This is a genomic window from Mesorhizobium qingshengii (assembly GCF_900103325.1).
Lineage (GTDB): Bacteria > Pseudomonadota > Alphaproteobacteria > Rhizobiales > Rhizobiaceae > Mesorhizobium > Mesorhizobium qingshengii.
In genome coordinates this window covers 156,405-175,520 of record NZ_FMXM01000002.1, presented here as the reverse complement: position 1 = coordinate 175,520, position 19,116 = coordinate 156,405, and the positions used below count along the sequence as shown (strand labels likewise).

The 19,116-nt window shown below is 61.5% G+C and carries 19 protein-coding genes; 16 read left to right on the top strand and 3 right to left on the bottom strand.

Translation table 11 applies throughout. The features are described from left to right. Positions 1–57: 57 nt before the first annotated feature. Complete coding sequence (locus BLS48_RS00905; RefSeq protein WP_091575606.1) at positions 58–786, bottom strand: glycerophosphodiester phosphodiesterase; 729 nt, start codon at positions 784–786, stop codon at positions 58–60. 14 nt (positions 787–800) lie between these two features. Continuing rightward, the gene (locus BLS48_RS00900; protein ID WP_091574816.1) at positions 801–1,265 is read right to left on the bottom strand and encodes a RidA family protein; all 465 of its coding nucleotides are present in this window, start codon (positions 1,263–1,265) and stop codon (positions 801–803) included. Between the two features lie 138 nt (positions 1,266–1,403). Here BLS48_RS00900 and BLS48_RS00895 point away from each other — a divergent pair, with 138 nt between their 5' ends. The 16 genes from BLS48_RS00895 to lpxB all read left to right on the top strand — a co-directional run bounded on the left by BLS48_RS00895 (position 1,404) and on the right by lpxB (position 17,675). After that, the gene (locus BLS48_RS00895) at positions 1,404–2,231 is read left to right on the top strand and encodes a cell envelope integrity EipB family protein (protein ID WP_091574814.1); all 828 of its coding nucleotides are present in this window, start codon (positions 1,404–1,406) and stop codon (positions 2,229–2,231) included. A 111-nt stretch (positions 2,232–2,342) separates the two neighbouring features. Beyond that, positions 2,343–3,641, top strand: a complete 1,299-nt coding sequence (locus BLS48_RS00890; RefSeq protein ID WP_091574812.1) for a hypothetical protein — start codon at positions 2,343–2,345, stop codon at positions 3,639–3,641. Positions 3,642–3,683: 42 nt separating this feature from the next. Next, positions 3,684–3,962 (top strand): DUF4031 domain-containing protein, encoded by a 279-nt coding sequence (locus tag BLS48_RS00885; RefSeq protein ID WP_091574809.1) that lies wholly within the window; start codon positions 3,684–3,686, stop codon positions 3,960–3,962. 203 nt (positions 3,963–4,165) lie between these two features. Beyond that, entirely contained in the window at positions 4,166–4,948 is a 783-nt protein-coding gene (gene rpsB / locus BLS48_RS00880; RefSeq protein ID WP_091574806.1) for a 30S ribosomal protein S2, read from the top strand. Between the two features lie 109 nt (positions 4,949–5,057). Next, the gene (gene tsf / locus BLS48_RS00875) at positions 5,058–5,981 is read left to right on the top strand and encodes a translation elongation factor Ts (RefSeq protein WP_091574803.1); all 924 of its coding nucleotides are present in this window, start codon (positions 5,058–5,060) and stop codon (positions 5,979–5,981) included. Positions 5,982–6,377: 396 nt separating this feature from the next. Continuing rightward, the gene (gene pyrH / locus BLS48_RS00870) at positions 6,378–7,100 is read left to right on the top strand and encodes a UMP kinase (RefSeq protein WP_091574801.1); all 723 of its coding nucleotides are present in this window, start codon (positions 6,378–6,380) and stop codon (positions 7,098–7,100) included. Between the two features lie 109 nt (positions 7,101–7,209). Continuing rightward, positions 7,210–7,764, top strand: coding sequence for a ribosome recycling factor (gene frr / locus BLS48_RS00865; RefSeq protein WP_091574798.1), 555 nt, complete (start codon positions 7,210–7,212; stop codon positions 7,762–7,764). A 35-nt stretch (positions 7,765–7,799) separates the two neighbouring features. Continuing rightward, a complete protein-coding gene (locus BLS48_RS00860) occupies positions 7,800–8,534 on the top strand; it encodes an isoprenyl transferase (protein ID WP_091574796.1) in 735 nt (244 codons plus the stop codon). Beyond that, complete coding sequence (locus BLS48_RS00855) at positions 8,531–9,346, top strand: phosphatidate cytidylyltransferase (protein ID WP_091574793.1); 816 nt, start codon at positions 8,531–8,533, stop codon at positions 9,344–9,346. Before BLS48_RS00860 ends, BLS48_RS00855 begins: the two co-directional genes overlap by 4 nt. 104 nt (positions 9,347–9,450) lie before the next feature. Further along, entirely contained in the window at positions 9,451–10,593 is a 1,143-nt protein-coding gene (gene rseP, locus BLS48_RS00850) for an RIP metalloprotease RseP (protein WP_091574791.1), read from the top strand. A 217-nt stretch (positions 10,594–10,810) separates the two neighbouring features. Then, on the top strand, positions 10,811–13,180 hold the full coding sequence (gene bamA / locus BLS48_RS00845) for an outer membrane protein assembly factor BamA (protein WP_091574788.1): 2,370 nt from the start codon (positions 10,811–10,813) through the stop codon (positions 13,178–13,180). Positions 13,181–13,255: 75 nt separating this feature from the next. Next, positions 13,256–14,311: a UDP-3-O-(3-hydroxymyristoyl)glucosamine N-acyltransferase gene (gene lpxD, locus BLS48_RS00840; RefSeq protein ID WP_091574785.1), complete on the top strand. Its 1,056-nt coding sequence runs from the start codon at positions 13,256–13,258 to the stop codon at positions 14,309–14,311. Continuing rightward, on the top strand, positions 14,304–14,771 hold the full coding sequence (fabZ, locus tag BLS48_RS00835) for a 3-hydroxyacyl-ACP dehydratase FabZ (protein WP_091574784.1): 468 nt from the start codon (positions 14,304–14,306) through the stop codon (positions 14,769–14,771). Before lpxD ends, fabZ begins: the two co-directional genes overlap by 8 nt. Positions 14,772–14,784: 13 nt before the next feature. Further along, a complete protein-coding gene (gene lpxA / locus BLS48_RS00830; protein ID WP_091575605.1) occupies positions 14,785–15,618 on the top strand; it encodes an acyl-ACP--UDP-N-acetylglucosamine O-acyltransferase in 834 nt (277 codons plus the stop codon). Then, the gene (locus tag BLS48_RS00825; RefSeq protein ID WP_244529484.1) at positions 15,605–16,507 is read left to right on the top strand and encodes an LpxI family protein; all 903 of its coding nucleotides are present in this window, start codon (positions 15,605–15,607) and stop codon (positions 16,505–16,507) included. Before lpxA ends, BLS48_RS00825 begins: the two co-directional genes overlap by 14 nt. Continuing rightward, on the top strand, positions 16,497–17,675 hold the full coding sequence (lpxB, locus tag BLS48_RS00820) for a lipid-A-disaccharide synthase (protein ID WP_091574778.1): 1,179 nt from the start codon (positions 16,497–16,499) through the stop codon (positions 17,673–17,675). The genes BLS48_RS00825 and lpxB overlap by 11 nt, the downstream gene beginning before the upstream one ends. A gap of 40 nt (positions 17,676–17,715) precedes the next feature. Here the strand turns inward: lpxB and gltA are convergent, their stop codons facing one another. After that, the gene (gene gltA, locus BLS48_RS00815; RefSeq protein ID WP_091574775.1) at positions 17,716–19,044 is read right to left on the bottom strand and encodes a citrate synthase; all 1,329 of its coding nucleotides are present in this window, start codon (positions 19,042–19,044) and stop codon (positions 17,716–17,718) included. Between the last annotated feature and the right edge of the window lie 72 nt (positions 19,045–19,116).

The following is a 19,116-nucleotide window of genomic DNA, read 5'->3' as shown; positions in this document are numbered from 1 at the left end:
GAGACTTATTTAAGCTCCGCCCGGCTTGGTACAAGTCACGTTTCAGGCAACCCGACCTCAGGCAGCATTGACAAGATCGGGCTCGAATCCCTCGAACGTCATCTGGTCGGCGTATTTGAAGGTCAGGTCCACAGCCGGCTGGTCGTGCACGGTCCAGGTGATGACTGGCATGCCGAGCTTTTCACGCACAAAGCTGACGAACCGGTTCGGCAGATCACCGGCGGCATAGGAAGTGAAGGCGATCTCGTGCGCCAGCATGGCGAAATGCGCCTCGATCAGCTGGTTTTCCTTGCCGTAGGCGGTCAATCCGGCCGGAATGCCCGGCGCATGTTTGGAAAAATCGCGGATCAGCCAATGATCGAACGACATGATCGCCGCTTTACCCTTGTAGCGCTTCAGTATCTTGCCGACACGCGCCACGAGGCCCTCGTCGCGGCCGGGAACCCCTTTCAGCTCCACCACCATCGGTACGCGGCCATCAACCAGGTCGAGCGCTTCCTGCAGCGTCGGCACATGGTCAGCCGTGCCGCCGACCTTCAGCGCGGCCATCTCCGCCGCGGTGCGCTGCCAGACGAAGCCGTCCTGTCCGGTCAGCCTTTGCAAGTCGCCATCATGGATGATGACGGGAACGCCGTCAGACGACAGATGCACGTCGCATTCGATGGCATAGCCGCGCTCGGCCGCCGCGGCGAAAGCGGAAAGCGTGTTTTCCCATCGCGTCTTGTTCATGTCGTGGAAGCCGCGATGGGCGACGGGCCGGGCGGTCAGCCAGGATAGGTCGGTCATGGTTGTCCCCTGGCTCATTCGACTTCGAAGATCGCCTCGATTTCCACTGCGGCATTAAGCGGCAGGGAGGCGGTGCCGACGGCGGAGCGGGCATGCTTGCCGCGCTCGCCAAGTGCCGCGACCAGGAAATCGGAGGCGCCATTGGCAACCAGATGCTGCTCGACAAAATCCGGCGTGGAGGCGACGAAGACGGTGATCTTCACAAGGCGGCGAATTTTCTCGAGGTCGCCGAGTGCGGCCTTGGCCTGCGCCAGGATGTTGATCGCGCAGTACTTTGCCGCGTCCTTGCCGGCCGCGGTGTCGACATCACGGCCAAGCAGGCCGCTCGCCTGCAGCTTGCCGTCCTTGAGCGGCAACTGCCCGGCGGTGAACAGCAGGTTGCCGGTTGTGCAATAGGGCACGTAGTTGGCGGCGGGCGCGGCGGCGACAGGAAGTGTCACGCCCAGATCGCTTAGCCGCTTTTCGATTGTTTCACTCATTGGTTTTCCCTATTGCTGGAAGGCGCCGCGCTGGCCGGGCCGAAATTGCTATTTTTGCCTCGCTTCCGCCACGACTTTTTTTAAGCTGGACCATCTTTCCCTGCGGCCTGCCATCAGCCGCGACGATCGGAGCACCTCATGCGCGCAACGCGCCTTGTATTCCCTGCCGTTCTGTTGTCGGCGGTCTTCTCGATGGGGCCTGCTTTTGCCGTGCCGGCGCTGCAGGCACATCGCGCTGTCTACGACCTCACGCTCAACAAGGCTTCCGATCGCTCTGGGATAACAGGCATATCCGGCCGCATGGTCTATGAGTTCAACGGCTCGGCTTGCGAAGGCTATACGGTGAAATTCCGCTTCGTCACCCAGATCGTCACCGCCGACAACACGAGGCTGACGGACCAGCAGACGACCACTTTCGAAGATGCGGAAGGCAAGACATTCTCGTTCGTGACGAAATCCTTCGTCGACCAGAACCTCGACAAGGAGGTCAAGGGCATCGCCACGAAAGAGACAAAGGGGCTCAAGGTCGATATCGACAAGCCCGAAAAGAACAGCCTTGAGCTGGCCGCGACCCAGTTTCCGACGCAGCATCTGGTCGAACTGATCGGCAAGGCCGAGAAGGGGGAAAGCTTCTATGAAACCAACCTGTTCGACGGCTCCGAAGACGCCAACAAGGTGATGACCACCACTGTCGTGGTCGGCAAGAAAACCGATGCCGACAAGGCCGACCCGGAGGCCCCGGCGCTGGCGAAGCTCGCCACCGACAAATACTGGCCGGTCGACATCGCCTATTTCGACGGTACCGACAAGTCAGGCGAAGAGGTGCCCGAATACCGGATCAGCTTCAAACTGCATGAGAATGGCATCACCCGCGACCTCGTCATGGACTATGGCGACTTCTCGATGACGGGAAAGCTGGTCAATCTTTCATTGTTCGACCAGTCGAAAGCCTGCCCGACGAAATAGTGCCGTGGCTGCCGCTTTTGATTAACCTCGACACGGCGCCCGCGCGGTCAAGGACTTGAACGCGCCGCAATTGCTTCTCACCTTCTCTTTCGGATTTTGCGGGGGAGCAGCTTGAGAAGGATCGATGTTTTCGTGGCGCCGAGGCCCAATCCGGCGCTGATCAACATCATGACGTTGGTCAACCGGATCGTCATGCTGCGGGGCATACCGGGCTTTCGCGATATCTTGCCGTTCAACCGCCTGGCCGGGTTGCGAGGCGTCGCCAACGTCCGTCACATCGATTTTCCCGATGCCGACCTTCAGCGGCTGCGGGCCAGTTGCGGTACAGGCAAGGCCACCTTCATCACGCCCATTCATCCCGAGTTCTTCACCGACTGGATGATCGACAAGGAGATCGTGTCGCAGGTCAGCCCGCTCGCGGCGTCCTGGGCGACGAACGGTGTCGTCAACGGTCTCGGCCGGATGATGCAGAAATTCTGGCTGGCCAACAATCTGATCGCCCAGATACCGGGTAACAGCGCCGCCGCCAGGGAACACTCGGTGGCTTGGGCCGTGAAAGGACATGGCGTGCTCCTGCATCCCGAAGGCGGCGTCGGCTGGCACGGCAATGTCGTTGCGCCGTTGCTGCCGGGTGCCGTGGAGATGGGGCTCGAAGCCCTCAAGCAGGGGCGGGCGGCTGATCCGAATTTCAAGGTCTGGATCGCACCGGTCGTCTGGAAACTCGCCTTCACCGGGAATGTGGAGCGGGCGCTGGCCAAGGAGTGCGCCTATGTCGAGCGAAATCTGAAAATCGAGCGCAACCCCGCCGACACCCTGCCGCAGCGCATCCATCATATCTATTCGATACTGCTCGCCCGCGATGAGGCCGCCTGGGCCATGCCATCCGACGAAAACTCACCCTATGCCGAGCGCCAGCGGGTGTTTTTGATCGAACTGGGCCGCCGGCTTGGAGAAACCATCTCATTCGACGCTGCCAACACCGCCATCACCGAGCTTCTGCGGCGGTCGCGCCGCTGGCAGCGCGAAAACGCCGGCGATGTCGAAAGGCAGAAGCAGGTCCGGGCGCTCGCCGACACGATCCTGAGACTGCAACGCGTCGGGTCTTGGGCCTCGGCCAATCCGCGCATCACCCAGGAGGAGATCGCCGAGCATCTGAAGCGGATTCGCAACGACTATTGCCGGGGCGGACTGCGCGACACGATGAATCGGTTCATTCCGCAGCCGGTCGGGCCGCGCTGCGCCCATATCCGGGTGCCCGATCCACTCGGCCTGCATGCCTATGTCGGCTCGGTCGAGGACGCGGTTGCCGAGTTGCACCGGCGTATGCAGGAAACAGTGACCAGCACGGCGGTCGAAGCCGAGGCCGGCCGCGGCTTCATTTTCTATCCGAATCCCTTCTATCATCGCTAGACGGGTTTTCGACCGGCGAAATGAAGGAATGCGGCGAGCCTCATGGCGGTCTATGTCGACGCGGCGATCTGGAAATGGGTTGGTCATCGCTGGTGCCATCTGCTGGCCGACGATACTGACGAGTTGCATCGCTTCGCCGCAGAGCTTGGCATCAAGCGCTCATCCTACCAGGGACCACCCAAGACATCGGCGCCGCATTATGACATAACCGGCTTCGAGCGCGACCGTGCGGTGCGGCTCGGCGCCATCGAATGCAGCCGCGAGGAGATCGTCGCGATCTTCAGGCGGGTGAGGGTGCCGAACGGCAAGGTAAAGCGCTGACGGCAGGGCGCGCATCGTCGCACGCTGGATCACAGAAGCCACCCGACTTGCGTTTGTCGCGCATCCCCTCTATATGCGCGCTCATTCCACACACGGACTTTGGTGTCTGCCCGGGAGAAATCCGGCTGAAACCTCCGGTGGCGTTCGAGGGCTTTGTCCAAGAATGCCTGTGTCCGTGGAGGCTAACCGGAAAGGAAATAAGAATGGCTCTGCCTGATTTCAGCATGCGCCAGCTTTTGGAAGCTGGCATTCACTTCGGCCACCAGACCCACCGCTGGAACCCGAAGATGGCGCCCTACATCTATGGCGCTCGCAACAACATCCACATCATCGACCTCTCGCAGACGGTGCCTTTGCTGCACCAGGCGCTGAAGCAGGTTTCCGACACTGTCGCCAAGGGCGGCCGCGTGCTGTTCGTCGGCACCAAGCGCCAGGCATCCGACATTGTCGCCGATGCCGCGCAGCGTTCGGCCCAGTACTATGTCAACTCCCGCTGGCTTGGCGGCATGCTGACCAACTGGAAGACGATCTCGAACTCGATCCAGCGCCTGCGCAAGCTCGACGAGATGCTGGCCGGTGAGGCACAGGGCCTGACCAAGAAGGAGCGCCTGAACCTCGATCGCGAGCGCGAGAAGCTCGACAAGGCGCTCGGCGGCATCAAGGACATGGGCTCGACGCCCGACCTGATGTTCGTGATCGACACCAACAAGGAAGCGATCGCGATCCTCGAGGCCAAGCGTCTCGGCATTCCGGTCGTCGCCATCATCGACTCGAACTGCGATCCGGACAAGATCGATTTCCCGATCCCCGGCAATGACGACGCGGCCCGCGCCATCCAGCTCTACTGCGACCTGATCGCCAAGGCTGCGATCGACGGCATCGCCCGTCAGCAGGGCGCACTCGGTATCGATATCGGCGCCTCGGTCGAAGCTCCGGTCGAGCCGGCGCTCGATCCGGCCCCGGCGCCGGAAGTCCCCGAAGCTTGATAATCGAAGGCCGGTTGCGGCCTTCATCTTTCTCATATTTTGGCACGCTAAACAGACGCATCATCGAGTACCGATGGTGCGTCGGTGCATTTAAAACAAAGAGGCGACAATGAGCATTTCGGCTGCACAGGTCAAAGAACTCCGCGACTTGACCGGCGCGGGCATGATGGATTGCAAGGCGGCACTGAACGAGACCAACGGCAATATGGAAGAGGCCGTCGACTGGCTGCGCAAGAAGGGCATTTCGAAGGCCGACAAGAAGGCTGGTCGCACCGCGGCCGAGGGCCTGATCGGCGTCGATTCAGGTGTGCGCGAGGCTGCCATCGTCGAAGTCAATTCCGAGACCGACTTCGTTGCGCGCAATGCCGCGTTCCAGGAGATCGTTGCCAATGTGGCCAAGGTCGCGCTCGCCTATGGCGGCAAGACCGAAGCGGTCGCGGCAGCCAAATATCCAGGTTCGGACAAGTCGGTCGCCGACACCATCAAGGACGCTGTCGGCACCATCGGCGAAAACATGGGCTTCCGCCGTTCGGCCAAGCTCACCGTTCCGCATGGCGTAGTCGCGACCTACGTTCATAACGCGGTTGCCGACGGCCTCGGCAAGCTCGGCGTGCTGGTCGCGATCGAGACGACTGGCGACGCGCATGCGGCCAACGCCTTTGCGCGCCAAGTCGCCATGCATGTCGCCGCCACCAGCCCGATGGCGTTGACCACGGAAGAACTCGACCCTGCGGCTATCGAGCGCGAGAAGGCTATCTTTTCCGATCAGGCGCGTCAGTCCGGCAAGCCGGAAGCGATCATCGAGAAGATGGTCGAAGGCCGTCTGCGCAAGTTCTACGAGGAAGTCGTACTCCTGAAGCAGGCTTTCGTGCTCAATCCCGACATCACCGTCGAGAAGGCGCTGAAGGATGCCGAGAAGGACATCGGCGCGCCGGCTAAAATTACCGCATACCTGCGCTTTGCGCTCGGCGAGGGCATCGAGAAGGAAGAGACCGATTTCGCGGCGGAAGTCGCGGCGGCGGTGAAGAAGTAAGGTTGCCTTCGGGCAATCTATCCTTCTGACGAAATTTTTCGGCCGGGCGTCCGCAAGGGTGCCCGGCCGATTTCTTGCGCGGTATCGATGAAGGTCCTGAGCTTCGGCGCCATCGCCGCCCGGCGGGAAATAGAGGAATGTTTCGGCTCATCGATTGCGACTTCGCGCGGGAGCTCGACAAGCCAACAGGCTACTCCCCGGGCTCATGAAAGGCACTTTTGCCGGCGTCAGCTGACGATTGCTTTAGCGTCCAGATCTCCAGTTTCCGGCTCGGGCGCCGCGTGACATCACGGCGCCCTTCGTGTATCGGAAAACGGCATCGCGCCATTGTCGGGGCGGCGCCTGCGCGAGGGTAGCCACCCTGAACGCGCCATACGCAAAAATGACGAGGCCCAGATGACGGTGAAGCCCCTCTACCGACGTGTCTTGCTGAAAGCGTCGGGCGAAGCATTGATGGGCGAACAGCATTTCGGCATCGACGTATCCGTCGTCGATCGCATTGCCGGCGATATCGCCGAGGCTCGCGCCTTGGGCATCGAGGTCGGCGTCGTCATCGGCGGCGGCAACATCTTTCGCGGCGTGGCCGTGGCCTCCAAGGGCGGCGATCGCGTCACCGGCGACCACATGGGCATGCTTGCCACGGTCATCAATTCGCTGGCGCTGCGCACGTCGCTGAACAAGATCGGCGTCGACGCCGTGGTGCTTTCCGCGATCGCCATGCCCGAGCTCTGCGAGAGCTTTTCGCAACGCCAGGCGACCGCCTACATGAACCAGGGCAAGGTGGTGATCTTTGCCGGCGGCACCGGCAATCCGTTCTTCACCACTGATTCGGCGGCGGCACTTCGCGCGGCCGAAATCGGCGCCGACGCGCTGTTCAAGGGCACCCAGGTCGACGGTGTCTACTCGGCCGACCCGAAGAAGGACCCGAATGCGACGCGTTTCGAGCGCATCAGCCATGGCGAAGTCATAAAACGCGGCCTCTCCATCATGGATACGGCAGCGATTGCACTTGCGCGGGAAAACAACATTCCGATAATCGTCTATTCGATCCACGAAAAGGGTGGTTTTGGCGATATTCTGAGGGGCGGCGGCCGCTGCACGGTTGTGGCGGACGATTGATCCGGGGCCGGATCCCGAAAAAAGGGAAACCGGCTTCGAAAATCAGGCTCGAACACGGGGCCTTGCCCCGAAGCAGTGAACCCGCGTCAGACGGGTCGAGGAGACTAGGATGAGTGGTGAGTACGAAGATCTCAAGCGGCGCATGGATGGGGCAATCGCCGCGTTCAAGCATGATCTAGCTTCGCTGCGGACCGGTCGCGCCTCCAGCAACCTGCTCGACGCGATCCAGGTACAGGCCTACGGCACCACCATGCCGATCAACCAGGTGGCCAACGTTTCGGTGCCGGAGCCGCGCATGATTTCGGTGTCGGTCTGGGACAAGTCGATGGTCGGTGCGGTCGACCGTGCCATCCGCGAATCCAATCTGGGCTTCAACCCGATCGTCGACGGCACCAATCTCAGAATACCGCTGCCCGAACTCAACGAACAGCGCCGAAAGGAACTGGTCAAGATCTCGCACACCTACGCCGAGAATGCCCGTGTCGCCGCACGCCATGTGCGTCGCGACGGCATGGACTTCCTGAAGAAGGCGGAGAAGGACGGCGACATCAGCGAGGACGACCAGCGCAAGCGCTCCGACCAGGTCCAGAAACTGACTGACGAGACAATCAGCACCATCGATCACCTGCTTTCCGATAAGGAAGCTGAAATCATGCAGGTTTAGGGTCGGTCGGCAGCGGCTGGCTCGAAAGCGAGAATATGGCAACGCCCGCGCATGTCGCGATCATCATGGACGGAAACGGACGCTGGGCCAAGGCGCGCGGCATGCCGCGGCTTGCTGGTCATCGTGCCGGTGTCGAGGCGCTGCGCAAGACGGTGCGTGCGGCACCTGGTCTCGGCATCTCCTACCTGACCGTCTATGCCTTCTCGTCGGAGAACTGGTCGCGACCAAAGTCCGAAGTCAGCGACCTGATGGGCCTCCTGAAGCTTTTCATTCGCCGCGATCTCGCCGAGTTGCACCAGAGCGGTGTGCGGGTCAGGATCATCGGCGACAGGGCAGGGCTGCAGCCCGACATCAGGGGGCTGCTTGATGAAGCCGAATCGCTGACCGCCGGAAATGAAGCGCTGACGCTGGTAATCGCCTTCAACTACGGTGGACGCGACGAGATCGTTCGCACGGCGCGCAAGCTGGCTTCAGCCGTGGCGCGTGGCGAACTCGACAGCGAGGCGATCACCGCCGAAAGCTTTGCTGGCTGTCTCGATACACAAGGCATTCCCGACCCGGAACTGGTCATACGCACCAGCGGCGAACTCCGGCTGTCGAACTTCCTTCTGTGGCAGGCTGCCTATAGTGAACTCGTCTTCCTGCCTTGCTACTGGCCTGACTTCAGCCGCGAGCACCTTGCCGAGGCCTTGCGCGAGTTTGCCGGCCGCGAACGCCGTTTTGGCGGACTCGGCCCGCAGGGCGTCGCTTCGCGACCGGCCGCGAGATGAGCAATCTTCAGCTTCGCGTCATTTCGGCAATCGTGCTTGCCATCATCACCCTTGGCTTGACGTGGCTCGGGGGGCTGCCCTTCCGATTGCTCTGCGCCGTGATGTCTGCGGTGATCTTTTATGAATGGACGCGCATGTCGCGTCCAACCGAGGGAACGGGCCTGGGTTTCCTGCCCGAAGCACTGCTTGTTGTGTTCATTGGCGCCTTGATTGCCGGCCTTGCCGCGTCCTGGCTGCTGCCTCTCGTCGTGATCGTGGTTGCCGCAACGGCGATGGCCGCCTCGATTCGCAAGGCCGGACAATGGGACGCGGCCGGCCTTGCCTATGCCACCGTTTCCGGACTGTCGCTCGCTTTGCTGCGCGACGGCGACCGTTCAGGCCTCGTTGCCATCCTGTTTCTGTTCGCGGTCGTCTGGGCCACCGATATCTTTGCCTATTTTGTCGGTCGCGCCGTTGGCGGTCCGAAACTGGCGCCGTCGATCTCGCCGGGCAAGACACGCAGCGGGGCGCTTGGCGGCGCTGTCGGGGGCATCGTCGCGGGGCTCATCCTGGCCGCCGCCGCCGGTATCGGCAATCTGGCGCTGCTCGGCCTGGTGGCGCTCGCGCTTTCGATTGTCGCCCAGGCCGGCGACCTGTTTGAATCCTGGGTCAAGCGCCGTCATGGCCGCAAGGATTCGGGTACGCTCATCCCGGGCCATGGCGGCGTCATGGATCGTGTCGACGGGCTTGTCGCGGCGGCTTTCGCCCTATACGTCATCGGCTGGATTTCGGCGACCGCCGATCATCCGGCGCAGGGGCTGTTTCCCATTTGAGCAGTGTCATTTCGCGATCCGATGCGCGCAACGCCTTGGATTCGCCCGGATTGATGTCACAGTCACGGCGCTACCTGCGCCGCGGAAGAATTTGAGGGCATGACTTGAACGAGATTCTTCACGCGATCTTCAGCACGGAAGGCTTCTTTCTCGGCACGCTCGTGCCTTTCCTGTTCGTGCTGACGGTGGTGGTGTTCGTCCATGAAATGGGCCACTACCTCGTCGGCCGCTGGTGCGGCATTGGGGTCAGGGCCTTCTCGATCGGCTTCGGCCCGGAACTCTTCGGCTTCAACGACAGCCACGGCACGCGCTGGAAACTATGCGCGATACCGCTTGGCGGCTATGTCAAATTCGTTGGCGACATGAACGCCACCTCGAGCCAGCCTTCTTCGGAAGAGCTCGAAACGCTGACCGAGGAAGAGCGCAAGGTCGCCTTCCATACGCAACCGATCTGGAAGCGCGCGGCGACGGTGGTGGCCGGTCCGCTGTTCAATTTCCTGCTGACGATCACCGTCTTTGCCGTGCTGTTTGCCGCCTATGGGCGCTATGTCTCGGAACCGATGGTGGCAGAGGTGACCGTCGACAGCCCGGCGGCGAAGGCAGGTATCCTGCCAGGTGACCGATTCGTCAGCGTCGACGGCGGCAAGGTTGAAACCTTTGGCGACGTCCAGCGCCTGGTTTCGGGCCGGGCGGGCGACACCATCACCTTCGTCATGCTGCGCGACGGCAACGAAGTCACCGTGACCGCGACGCCGCGGCTGATGGAGCAGGAGGACGCGCTCGGCAACAAGGTCAAGGTGGCCGTGATCGGCGTCGTCAACAACAAGGAACTCGGCCAGCCGCGCCTCGTCACCTACAGCCCCGCCGGCGCGCTGACCGCGGCGGTCGAGGAAACCGGACACATCATCCAGCGCACCGGCCAGTTCCTGCAGCGCTTCGTCGTCGGGCGCGAGGACAAATGCCAACTGGGCGGCCCGGTGAAGATCGCCGACATGGCCGGCAAGGCGGCAAAACTGGGTTTCGAATGGCTTGTGCAACTCGTTGCGCTGCTGTCTGTCGGGATAGGTATTCTAAACCTTTTGCCGATTCCCCCCCTCGACGGCGGCCATCTGTTGTTCTACGGGGTGGAGGCCATCATCCGTCGTCCGGTGTCTGACCGGATGATGGAAATGGCCTATCGGGCCGGGTTGCTTCTGGTGCTGTGCTTCATGGGGTTCGTTTTCTGGAACGATCTGTTTGGGTGCTGAAATCATGAAGAAATTTGCCTTGAACATGGTCGATGTTGAGACGCCGTTTACCATGCACGGGGATATGAGTGACGCGAAAGCCACGCCGCAGGGTTAAGTAAATACAAATTAACCAGAAGCCTTGCGTGTAGGGAAAATCCGGTTAATACGGTAGGGGAAATTACCGCACGTCCGGTTTTCTCGCCGTGGGGACTACGAGAAAAGGTTATTAAGCCCGATGAAGGCAGCATCCAAGTTTTTGAGCGCCGCTTCCGCGGTGACCCTGTCTGCGGCTCTGGTCGTGCCAGGCGCGCTCGCAGTGCAGTTCGTTGCCACATCGGCGGCCGAGGCCGCTGTCGTCAGCAGAGTCGAAGTGAGCGGTAATCAGCGTATCGACGCCGAAACCATCCGCAACTACATCACCATCAAGCCGGGCAAGGCCTTCTCCAGTTCCGATATCGACAACGCCATCAAGGCGCTGTTCGGCACGGGCCTGTTCTCGGATGTGCAGATCAACCAGGTCGGCTCGACGCTGGTGGTCAAGGTTTCCGAATACAAGGTCGTCAACCAGGTGCTGTTCCAGGGCAACAAGAAGCTCAAGGACAATGCCCTTGCGGCAGCGGTGCAGTTGAAGCCGCGCGGAACGTTCTCGCAAGCGACGCTCGATGCCGACGTCGAATCGGTCAAGGCTGCCTACAAGCGTATCGGCCGAGACGACGCCGCCGTGACCACCCAGATCATGGAGCTCGGCGACAACCGCGTGAACGTGGTCTTCAACATCAACGAAGGTGGCCGCACGCAGATCGCGGCGATCAACTTCGTTGGCAACAGCGCCTATTCCAGCCGTCGCTTGTCGGATGTGATCACGACCAAGCGTTCGTCGTGGATTTCGTTCGTGCTGCGCGACGACGTCTATGACGACGACAAGCTGCGCGCCGACCAAGAACTGCTGCGCCGTTTCTACTACAATCACGGCTATGCCGACTTCCAGGTCGTGTCCGCTGTCGGCGAGCTCGACAACACGACGAACAAATACACGGTCACCATCACCGTTCAGGAAGGCGACCGTTACACATTCGGCGATATCAGCGTCGAAAGCACGATCCCGGAAGTCGACTCGAAGTCGCTGGAATCGGTGGTCGAGACCCACAAGGGCGATGTCTACAACGCCAAGGATGTCGAGAACACCATCATCGCGCTGACCGAGAAGGTGGCCGGTTCCGGCTATGCCTTCGCGCAGGTGACGCCGCGTGGCGACCGCAACTTCGAGAATCACACCATTTCGGTGGTTTATACCGTCGATCAGGGCACCAAGGCCTACATTGAGCGCATCGAAATCCGCGGCAACGATCGCACGCGTGACTATGTCATTCGCCGCGAATTCGACGTCAGTGAGGGTGACGCCTTCAACCAGGTGCTCATCCAGCGCGCGAAGAAGCGTCTGGAAGACCTCAATTACTTTGACAAAGTCGAGATTTCGACGGTGCCGGGTTCGCAGCCCGATCAGGTCGTGCTGGTAGTCGATGTGGTCGAAAAGTCGACCGGCGAGTTTTCTGTCGGCGCTGGCTATTCGACCGGTGGCGACACGGCTGGCCCGTCCGTCGAAGGATCGATCACCGAGCGCAACTTCCTCGGCCGAGGCCAGTTCATCAAGTTGTCGGCGGGTGGCGGCAAGAATTCGCGCGACTACAGCATTTCGTTCACAGAGCCGTATTTCCTCGGACGGCGTATCGCCGCCGGCTTCGACGTCTTCAAGCAGACGAGGAACTATGATCACTACGACAGCGATACCGTTGGGGCCACGGTGCGCTTCGGCTTGCCGATCACCAACAGCATCTCGACCCAGCTCGCGTACAATATCTCGCAAGAGAAGTACAAACTCGACGATGGTTGCGTGACCGGTGGCGTTTACGATCCGCTCAAGTGCACTGTTTCCAACGCTATTTTGGATGGCATAGATCAGAGTCCGTGGATCAAGTCGTCGGTCAGCCTCGGGCTGGTTTACAACACCATCGACGACATGAAGAACCCGCACGAAGGCATTTACGCCACCACGACCGTGGAAGTGGCTGGTGTCGGCGGCGATGCGAAATTCGTCAAGATCACGGGTCGCGGCAGCGTCTATCAGACGCTGTCGGAACAGTTGGATTTGGTGGGCCTGATATCGGGTGGCGCCGGCACTGTCCAAGGCTATGGCGGCGGCGATCTGCGCGTCTTTGATCACTTCCAGAGCTCGGACCGCATGATCCGCGGTTTCGCCTATGGCGGCATCGGCCCGGTCGACAGTGACGGCGCTGGCGACCATCTCGGCGGCACCACCTATTTCAATGCCTCCGCAGAAGCCCAGTTCCCGCTGCCGGTCATTCCGGAAAGTTTCGGCCTGCGTGGCGCGGTTTTCGCTGATGCGGCAACGCTCTACGGCAGCAAGGTCGCTGCGGGTCTGGTTGATCAGTCGTCAGTTGGCATGAAATTGCGTGCCTCGGTCGGCCTCGGCCTGATGTGGGCTTCGCCATTCGGTCCGATCCGTATCGACTATGCGATCCCGGTCAAGAAGGAAGCGTCAGACGACGTGCAGGAATTCAACTTCGGCATATCGACCCGCTTCTGATCGGCGGCCAACGATGCTCCCGGATTCCACAGGTCCGGGAGAAATGTTCCGACCTAGCTGGATATAGCTTCTGGAATGACCGATCCGGTGTTCTTCGCGCCATCACGCCGGTATACGGCGGGCGAAGTCGCGAATCTGACCGGCTCGGTGCTTGTCGATTCCGGCCACTCCCAAATTGCGATCGATGCTCTGGCGCCAGCTAACGAAGGCGGCGAGAATGCGCTCGTTTTCGTCGACGGCAAACGCAATTCCGCGTTGATGCCGTCGCTGCGGGCAGCGGCGGTGCTGTGCCCGGCGGAATTCGCCGGCAAGGCTCCGGCCGGCATTGCCGTTCTGGTTCATCCGCGTCCGCAACAGGCGTTCGCGCTGGTCGGGCGCCTGCTGTTTCCAACGGCTGCGACACCGGGGCCAATGACCAGTGAAACCGGTGTCTCGCCGCATGCTCATGTCGACCCGACCGCACATGTCGAACCCGGCGCGGTCATCGAGGCCGGCGTGGTCATTGGGCCGGGGGCGTCGATCGGCAGCGGTACCGTCATCGCACCCAACGCTGTCATTGGACAATTCTGCCAGATCGGTCGCGACGGCTATGTCGGTCCGGGCGCCAGTATTCAATATGCCTTGATCGGTAACCGCGTCATCATCCATGGCGGCGCCAGGATCGGCCAGGATGGTTTTGGCTTCGTCGGCGGCGCCAAGGGGCCCGAACGTGTGCCTCAGATCGGTCGCGTCGTTATCCAGGACGATGTCGAGATCGGCTCCAACTCCACTGTCGATCGCGGCGCCATGTCCGACACGATCATCGGCCAGGGCACCAAGATCGACAATCTCGTGCAGATCGCTCATAACGTCCGCATCGGCCGCAATTGCATAGTGGCCGGGCTTTCGGGTATTTCGGGTTCCGTTGTCGTGGGTGACAATGTCACCATGGGCGGCGGGGTTGGGCTTGCGGATCACCTGACCATCGGGTCTGGAGCCAAGCTCGCCGCCAGAAGTGGGTTTATGAGCAATGTCCCCGCAGGTGAGATCTGGGGCGGTTATCCGGCACAGCCAATGGCGGAAGCCATGCGCGAGATAGCCATGTTGCGAACGATGGCAAGGGCACGCAAACAGGGCAAGGGAAATGGCTGATTTGGTGGCGGCTACGACGCTGGAAGCGGTCGACATCATGGGGCTGATGAAGCTCCTGCCGCATCGCTATCCGTTCCTGATGATCGACCGTATTGTCGACATCGATGGCGACGAGTCCGCCGTCGGCATCAAGAACGTGACCATAAACGAGCCGCATTTCCAGGGACATTTCCCAGAGCAGCCGGTCATGCCGGGCGTGCTCATCGTCGAGGCGATGGCGCAGACCGCCGGCGCCATCTGCATCCGCAGCCTGGGTACGGAAAAGCCGTCACTGGTCTATTTCCTGACCATCGACAACGCCAAATTCCGCAAACCGGTCGTTCCTGGCGACCAGTTGAAGATTTATGTCAAGAAAATCAAGAAACGCGGCAACCTGCTTAAATTCGCTTGTGAAGCCATGGTCGACGGCGCCAAGGCGGCCGAGGCCGAGATTTCAGCCATGATGGTCACCAGCGACTGACGATCGAATGCTTATGAAAATCAAGACATCAATCCATGCTTCCTCCGTCGTGGAGGAAGGCGCTCAAATCGGCCAAGGCGTGCGCATAGGACCGTTTTGCCACGTTGGCGCCGATGCCGTGATCGGCGACGGGGTCGAACTGGTCAGTCATGTGTCTGTGATGGGCGCGACCACCATTGGCGCTTCGACCAAGGTCTATCCGATGGCGACATTGGGCGCGCCGCCACAGAACACCAAGCACAAGGGCGGCCGCACCACCCTGGTCATCGGCAAGAACTGCACGATCCGCGAAGGCGTCACCATGCATCTCGGCACCGATTCCAGCCGTGGCGAGACGACGGTCGGCGACAATGGCAATTTCCTTGCCTACGCCCATATCGCCCATGACTGCGTCGTCGGCAACAACGCGACCTTCGCCAATGGGGCGACGCTGGGCGGTCACTGCGAGGTCGGCAACAATGTCTATATTGGCGGCCTGACCGCCGTTCATCAGTTTGTCCGCATCGGCGACAACGCCTTTCTGGGTGGCTGCTCGGCGGTCGTCGGCGATGTCATCCCCTATGCCATCGCGGTCGGAAATCGCGCCAGCCTGCGCGGCCTCAACATCATTGGCCTGAAGCGTTCCGGCCTGCCGAGGTCCGAAATCCATCTGCTGCGCAAGGCCTACAGAATGATCTTCGACCGTTCCCGCACCGTTGGCGAGAACATCGAATTTGCCAAAGCAGAGTTCGCGTCGTCACCGACCGCCATGAAAATCATCGATTTCATCACCAGTCGCGGCAAGCGACACTACGCTGTGCCGTCGCTCAAGGGCGGCGATGGCGACGATGTCGATGACGAAGACTGAAACGGCGCGAGCGGGTCTTGATCTTCCGGCTGGCGCCAAGGTCGGTATCATCGCCGGCGGCGGCAGCCTGCCGGTCGAAATAGCCCGGGCGCTCGCCCGAGAAGGCAGGTCCCCGTTCGTCGTCATGGCGTCAGGCGAAGTCGACCGTGTTTCCGACTTCGACGCCTACGAGCAAACGACAATGATGCTTGAAGATGTTGGCTCGCTGCTGCCAACGCTTAGGCGTCATCATGTCACCCATCTGGTAACCGCCGGCCATATCACACGCCGCCCCCGGCTGAGCGCCATGCGCCTCAATTTCGGCCTGCTTGCCTGGGTGCCCACCATGCTCGTCGGTTTATCGCGTGGCGACGACACGGTGCTTAAACTGTTCGTGCGCAGGATCGAACGCAGCGGTATCAAGGTTGTCGGCGCCCATGAGATCGTGCCCGAACTGGTCGCGACCGAGGGTTCGCTGACCAAGGTGGCGCCGCGAAGATCCGACTGGCGCGACATCGAGGCGGCGCACGCGGCGGCGAAGGCCATCGGCGCGCTGGATATCGGTCAAGCGGCGGTTGCGATCGGTGGCCGAACCATTGCGCTGGAAGGCATCGAGGGTACCGACGGGCTGCTCGAGCGGACGAAGCAACTGCGTAGCCACGGCCGGCTCGCCGGAAGGACGCGCGGTGTCCTGGTCAAATGCGCCAAGCCCGGTCAGGAATTGCGAGCCGACCTGCCGTCCATCGGTCCTCAGACCGTCGAGGCGGTACATGCCGCCGGATTGGCGGGGATCGCCGTCGAAGCCGGCCGTTCGCTGATCCTCGAAGGTCCCACGGTTGTCGCGCGGGCGAATGAACTTGGTCTGTTCGTGATCGGCCTGCCTGCTGCGGAGCCGGCGCATGGCAGTTGAGAAACCGTTGAAGATCGCCATCGTGGCCGGCGAGGAGTCCGGCGACCTGCTGGGCGCCGATATCGTTGAGGCGCTCAAGCGCGAGACCGGTCGCGAGGTTCATCTCGTCGGCATTGGCGGTCGGCATTTGCAGGCGCTCGGACTGATGCCGCTGTTCGACGGTAGTGAGATCGCGCTGATGGGGCTCAGCGCCATCCTGCGCGACCTGCCGCGCTTGATGCGGCGGATCAGCCAGACGGCGAAGACGGTCGCCGGTGAAGAGCCCGACTGTCTCATCACCATCGACAGCCCGGATTTTTCTTTGCGCGTGGCCAAAAAGGTCCGCGCCATCGATCCGGCAATCCCGATCATCCACTACGTCTGTCCGAGCGTCTGGGCGTGGCGGCCGGGCAGGGCGGTGGCGATGAAGCCCTATGTCGACCACATCCTTTGCATCCTGCCCTTCGAGGTGAAGGAACTCAGCCGCTTGGGCGGCCCGCCCGGCACCTATGTCGGGCATCGCCTCACGCATGATCCAGGCGTGCTTGGTGCGGCCAGGGCGCAGGACCTGCCGCGCGACCTGTCAGGCGATCGCGTCAAGACATTGCTTGTGCTGCCCGGCTCGCGTCGCGGCGAAGTGCATCGGCTTATCGGTTCGTTTGGCGAGACGGTGTCGATCCTGCGTGCGCGCGGACACAACTTGCGCCTGCTGTTGCCGACGGTGCCGCATGTCGCCGATCTGGTCAGAACCTCGGTCGCGCGCTGGGACGAAAGGCCGGAGATCATCCTTGATCCCGAACGCAAATGGCAGGCCTTCGGCAAGGCCGATGCGGCGCTGATCGCGTCGGGAACGGTGTCGCTGGAACTGGCGCTGTCGGGTGTGCCGATGATCTCCTGCTACCGGTTCGATCCGATCATGCGGATGGTCCAGAGCCTGATCACGGTATGGAGCGCCGCCTTGCCCAATCTCATTGCCGACCGGCCGGTGGTGCCGGAAAGCTACAACCAGTATGTGCGGCCGCATTATCTGGCGAGGCAGCTTGAGGCGTTGCTTTCCGATACCGCCTATCGCGCCTGGCAAAAGGATGGTTTCGACGAGGTTGCGAGGCGCATGGCGACGGACAAGCCCTCCGGAGACATTGCGGCGGATGTCGTCCTTCGCCACGTCAAACTTCGTCGGAGCAAATAAAAAGCGCCCTCGCGGGCGCCTTTTTTAGTTTCGGCCTCGATCAGCGCTTGGCGATCGGCACGTAGTCACGCTCTGGCGCACCGGTATAGAGCTGGCGCGGGCGGCCGATCTTCTGGCGCGGGTCCTCGATCATCTCCTTCCACTGGGCGATCCAGCCGACGGTGCGGGCGACCGCGAACAGCACTGTGAACATGGTGGTGGGGAAGCCCAACGCCTTCAACGTGATGCCGGAATAGAAGTCGACATTCGGATAGAGCTTCTTTTCGATGAAGTAGGGATCGGTCAGCGCGATCTTTTCCAGCTCCATGGCGATGTCGAGCAGCGGATCGTCCTTGATGCCGAGCTCGCCAAGAACCTCATGCGCCGTCTTCTGCATGATCTTGGCGCGCGGATCGTAGTTCTTGTAGACGCGGTGACCAAAGCCCATCAGCCGGAACGGATCGTTCTTGTCCTTGGCGCGGGCGATGAACTCCGGGATGTGATCGACATGGCCGATCTCGCCCAGCATGTTCAGCGCCGCTTCATTGGCGCCGCCATGGGCGGGGCCCCATAGGCAAGCGATACCGGCGGCGATGCAGGCGAACGGGTTGGCGCCCGACGAACCTGCGAGACGGACGGTAGAGGTCGAGGCGTTCTGCTCGTGATCGGCGTGCAGGATGAAGATGCGCTCCATGGCACGCGCCAGCACCGGGTTGATCTTGTATTCCTCGCACGGCACGGCAAAGCACATATGCAGGAAGTTGGCGGCGAAATTCAGCTCGTTCTTCGGGTAAATGAAGGGCTGGCCGATGTGGTATTTGTAAGCCATCGCGGCGATCGTCGGCATCTTGGCGATCAAACGCATCGACGCCACCATGCGCTGGTAGGGGTCGGAGATGTCGGTGGAGTCGTGGTAGAAGGCCGACAGCGCGCCGACCACGCCGCACATCACCGCCATCGGGTGCGCGTCGCGGCGGAAGCCGGTGAAGAAGCGCGACATCTGCTCGTGCACCATGGTGTGGCGCGTTACGCGGTAATCGAAATCGTCTTTCTGCGCCTTGGTCGGCAATTCGCCGTAGAGCAGGAGATAGCAGACCTCGAGGAAATCGCCGTGCTCGGCCAACTGGTCGATCGGATAGCCGCGGTGCAAAAGGATGCCGGCGTCGCCGTCGATGAAGGTGATCTCGGACTCGCAGCTCGCGGTCGAGGTGAAGCCGGGATCGTAGGTGAAGGCGCCAGTGGTGCTGTAGAGCGAGGCGATGTCGATGACGTCGGGCCCGACCGAGCCACTTCTCACCTTGAACTCATGGGTCTTGCCTGCGAATTCGAGCTTTGCCGTGGCCTCCTGGGTCTTGCCGCCAAATTCCAGTTTTGTCGCAGCTTCGGTCATTGCAAACTCCTTCTTGTTTCCTCATGCCGGCAAAGGCAAACTGTGCAAGGCGACACGTCGAAATCACCACAA

Excerpts from the sequence above, each read along its gene's own strand:
- BLS48_RS00905 (WP_091575606.1), bottom strand. The coding sequence starts at position 786 with ATGACCGACCTATCCTGGCTGACCGCCCGGCCCGTCGCCCATCGCGGC.
- BLS48_RS00900 (WP_091574816.1), bottom strand. The coding sequence starts at position 1,265 with ATGAGTGAAACAATCGAAAAGCGGCTAAGCGATCTGGGCGTGACACTT.
- BLS48_RS00895 (WP_091574814.1), top strand. The coding sequence starts at position 1,404 with ATGCGCGCAACGCGCCTTGTATTCCCTGCCGTTCTGTTGTCGGCGGTC.
- BLS48_RS00885 (WP_091574809.1), top strand. The coding sequence starts at position 3,684 with ATGGCGGTCTATGTCGACGCGGCGATCTGGAAATGGGTTGGTCATCGC.
- rpsB (WP_091574806.1), top strand. The coding sequence starts at position 4,166 with ATGGCTCTGCCTGATTTCAGCATGCGCCAGCTTTTGGAAGCTGGCATT.
- tsf (WP_091574803.1), top strand. The coding sequence starts at position 5,058 with ATGAGCATTTCGGCTGCACAGGTCAAAGAACTCCGCGACTTGACCGGC.
- pyrH (WP_091574801.1), top strand. The coding sequence starts at position 6,378 with ATGACGGTGAAGCCCCTCTACCGACGTGTCTTGCTGAAAGCGTCGGGC.
- frr (WP_091574798.1), top strand. The coding sequence starts at position 7,210 with ATGAGTGGTGAGTACGAAGATCTCAAGCGGCGCATGGATGGGGCAATC.
- BLS48_RS00860 (WP_091574796.1), top strand. The coding sequence starts at position 7,800 with ATGGCAACGCCCGCGCATGTCGCGATCATCATGGACGGAAACGGACGC.
- BLS48_RS00855 (WP_091574793.1), top strand. The coding sequence starts at position 8,531 with ATGAGCAATCTTCAGCTTCGCGTCATTTCGGCAATCGTGCTTGCCATC.
- bamA (WP_091574788.1), top strand. The coding sequence starts at position 10,811 with ATGAAGGCAGCATCCAAGTTTTTGAGCGCCGCTTCCGCGGTGACCCTG.
- lpxD (WP_091574785.1), top strand. The coding sequence starts at position 13,256 with ATGACCGATCCGGTGTTCTTCGCGCCATCACGCCGGTATACGGCGGGC.
- fabZ (WP_091574784.1), top strand. The coding sequence starts at position 14,304 with ATGGCTGATTTGGTGGCGGCTACGACGCTGGAAGCGGTCGACATCATG.
- lpxA (WP_091575605.1), top strand. The coding sequence starts at position 14,785 with ATGAAAATCAAGACATCAATCCATGCTTCCTCCGTCGTGGAGGAAGGC.
- BLS48_RS00825 (WP_244529484.1), top strand. The coding sequence starts at position 15,605 with ATGACGAAGACTGAAACGGCGCGAGCGGGTCTTGATCTTCCGGCTGGC.
- lpxB (WP_091574778.1), top strand. The coding sequence starts at position 16,497 with ATGGCAGTTGAGAAACCGTTGAAGATCGCCATCGTGGCCGGCGAGGAG.
- gltA (WP_091574775.1), bottom strand. The coding sequence starts at position 19,044 with ATGACCGAAGCTGCGACAAAACTGGAATTTGGCGGCAAGACCCAGGAG.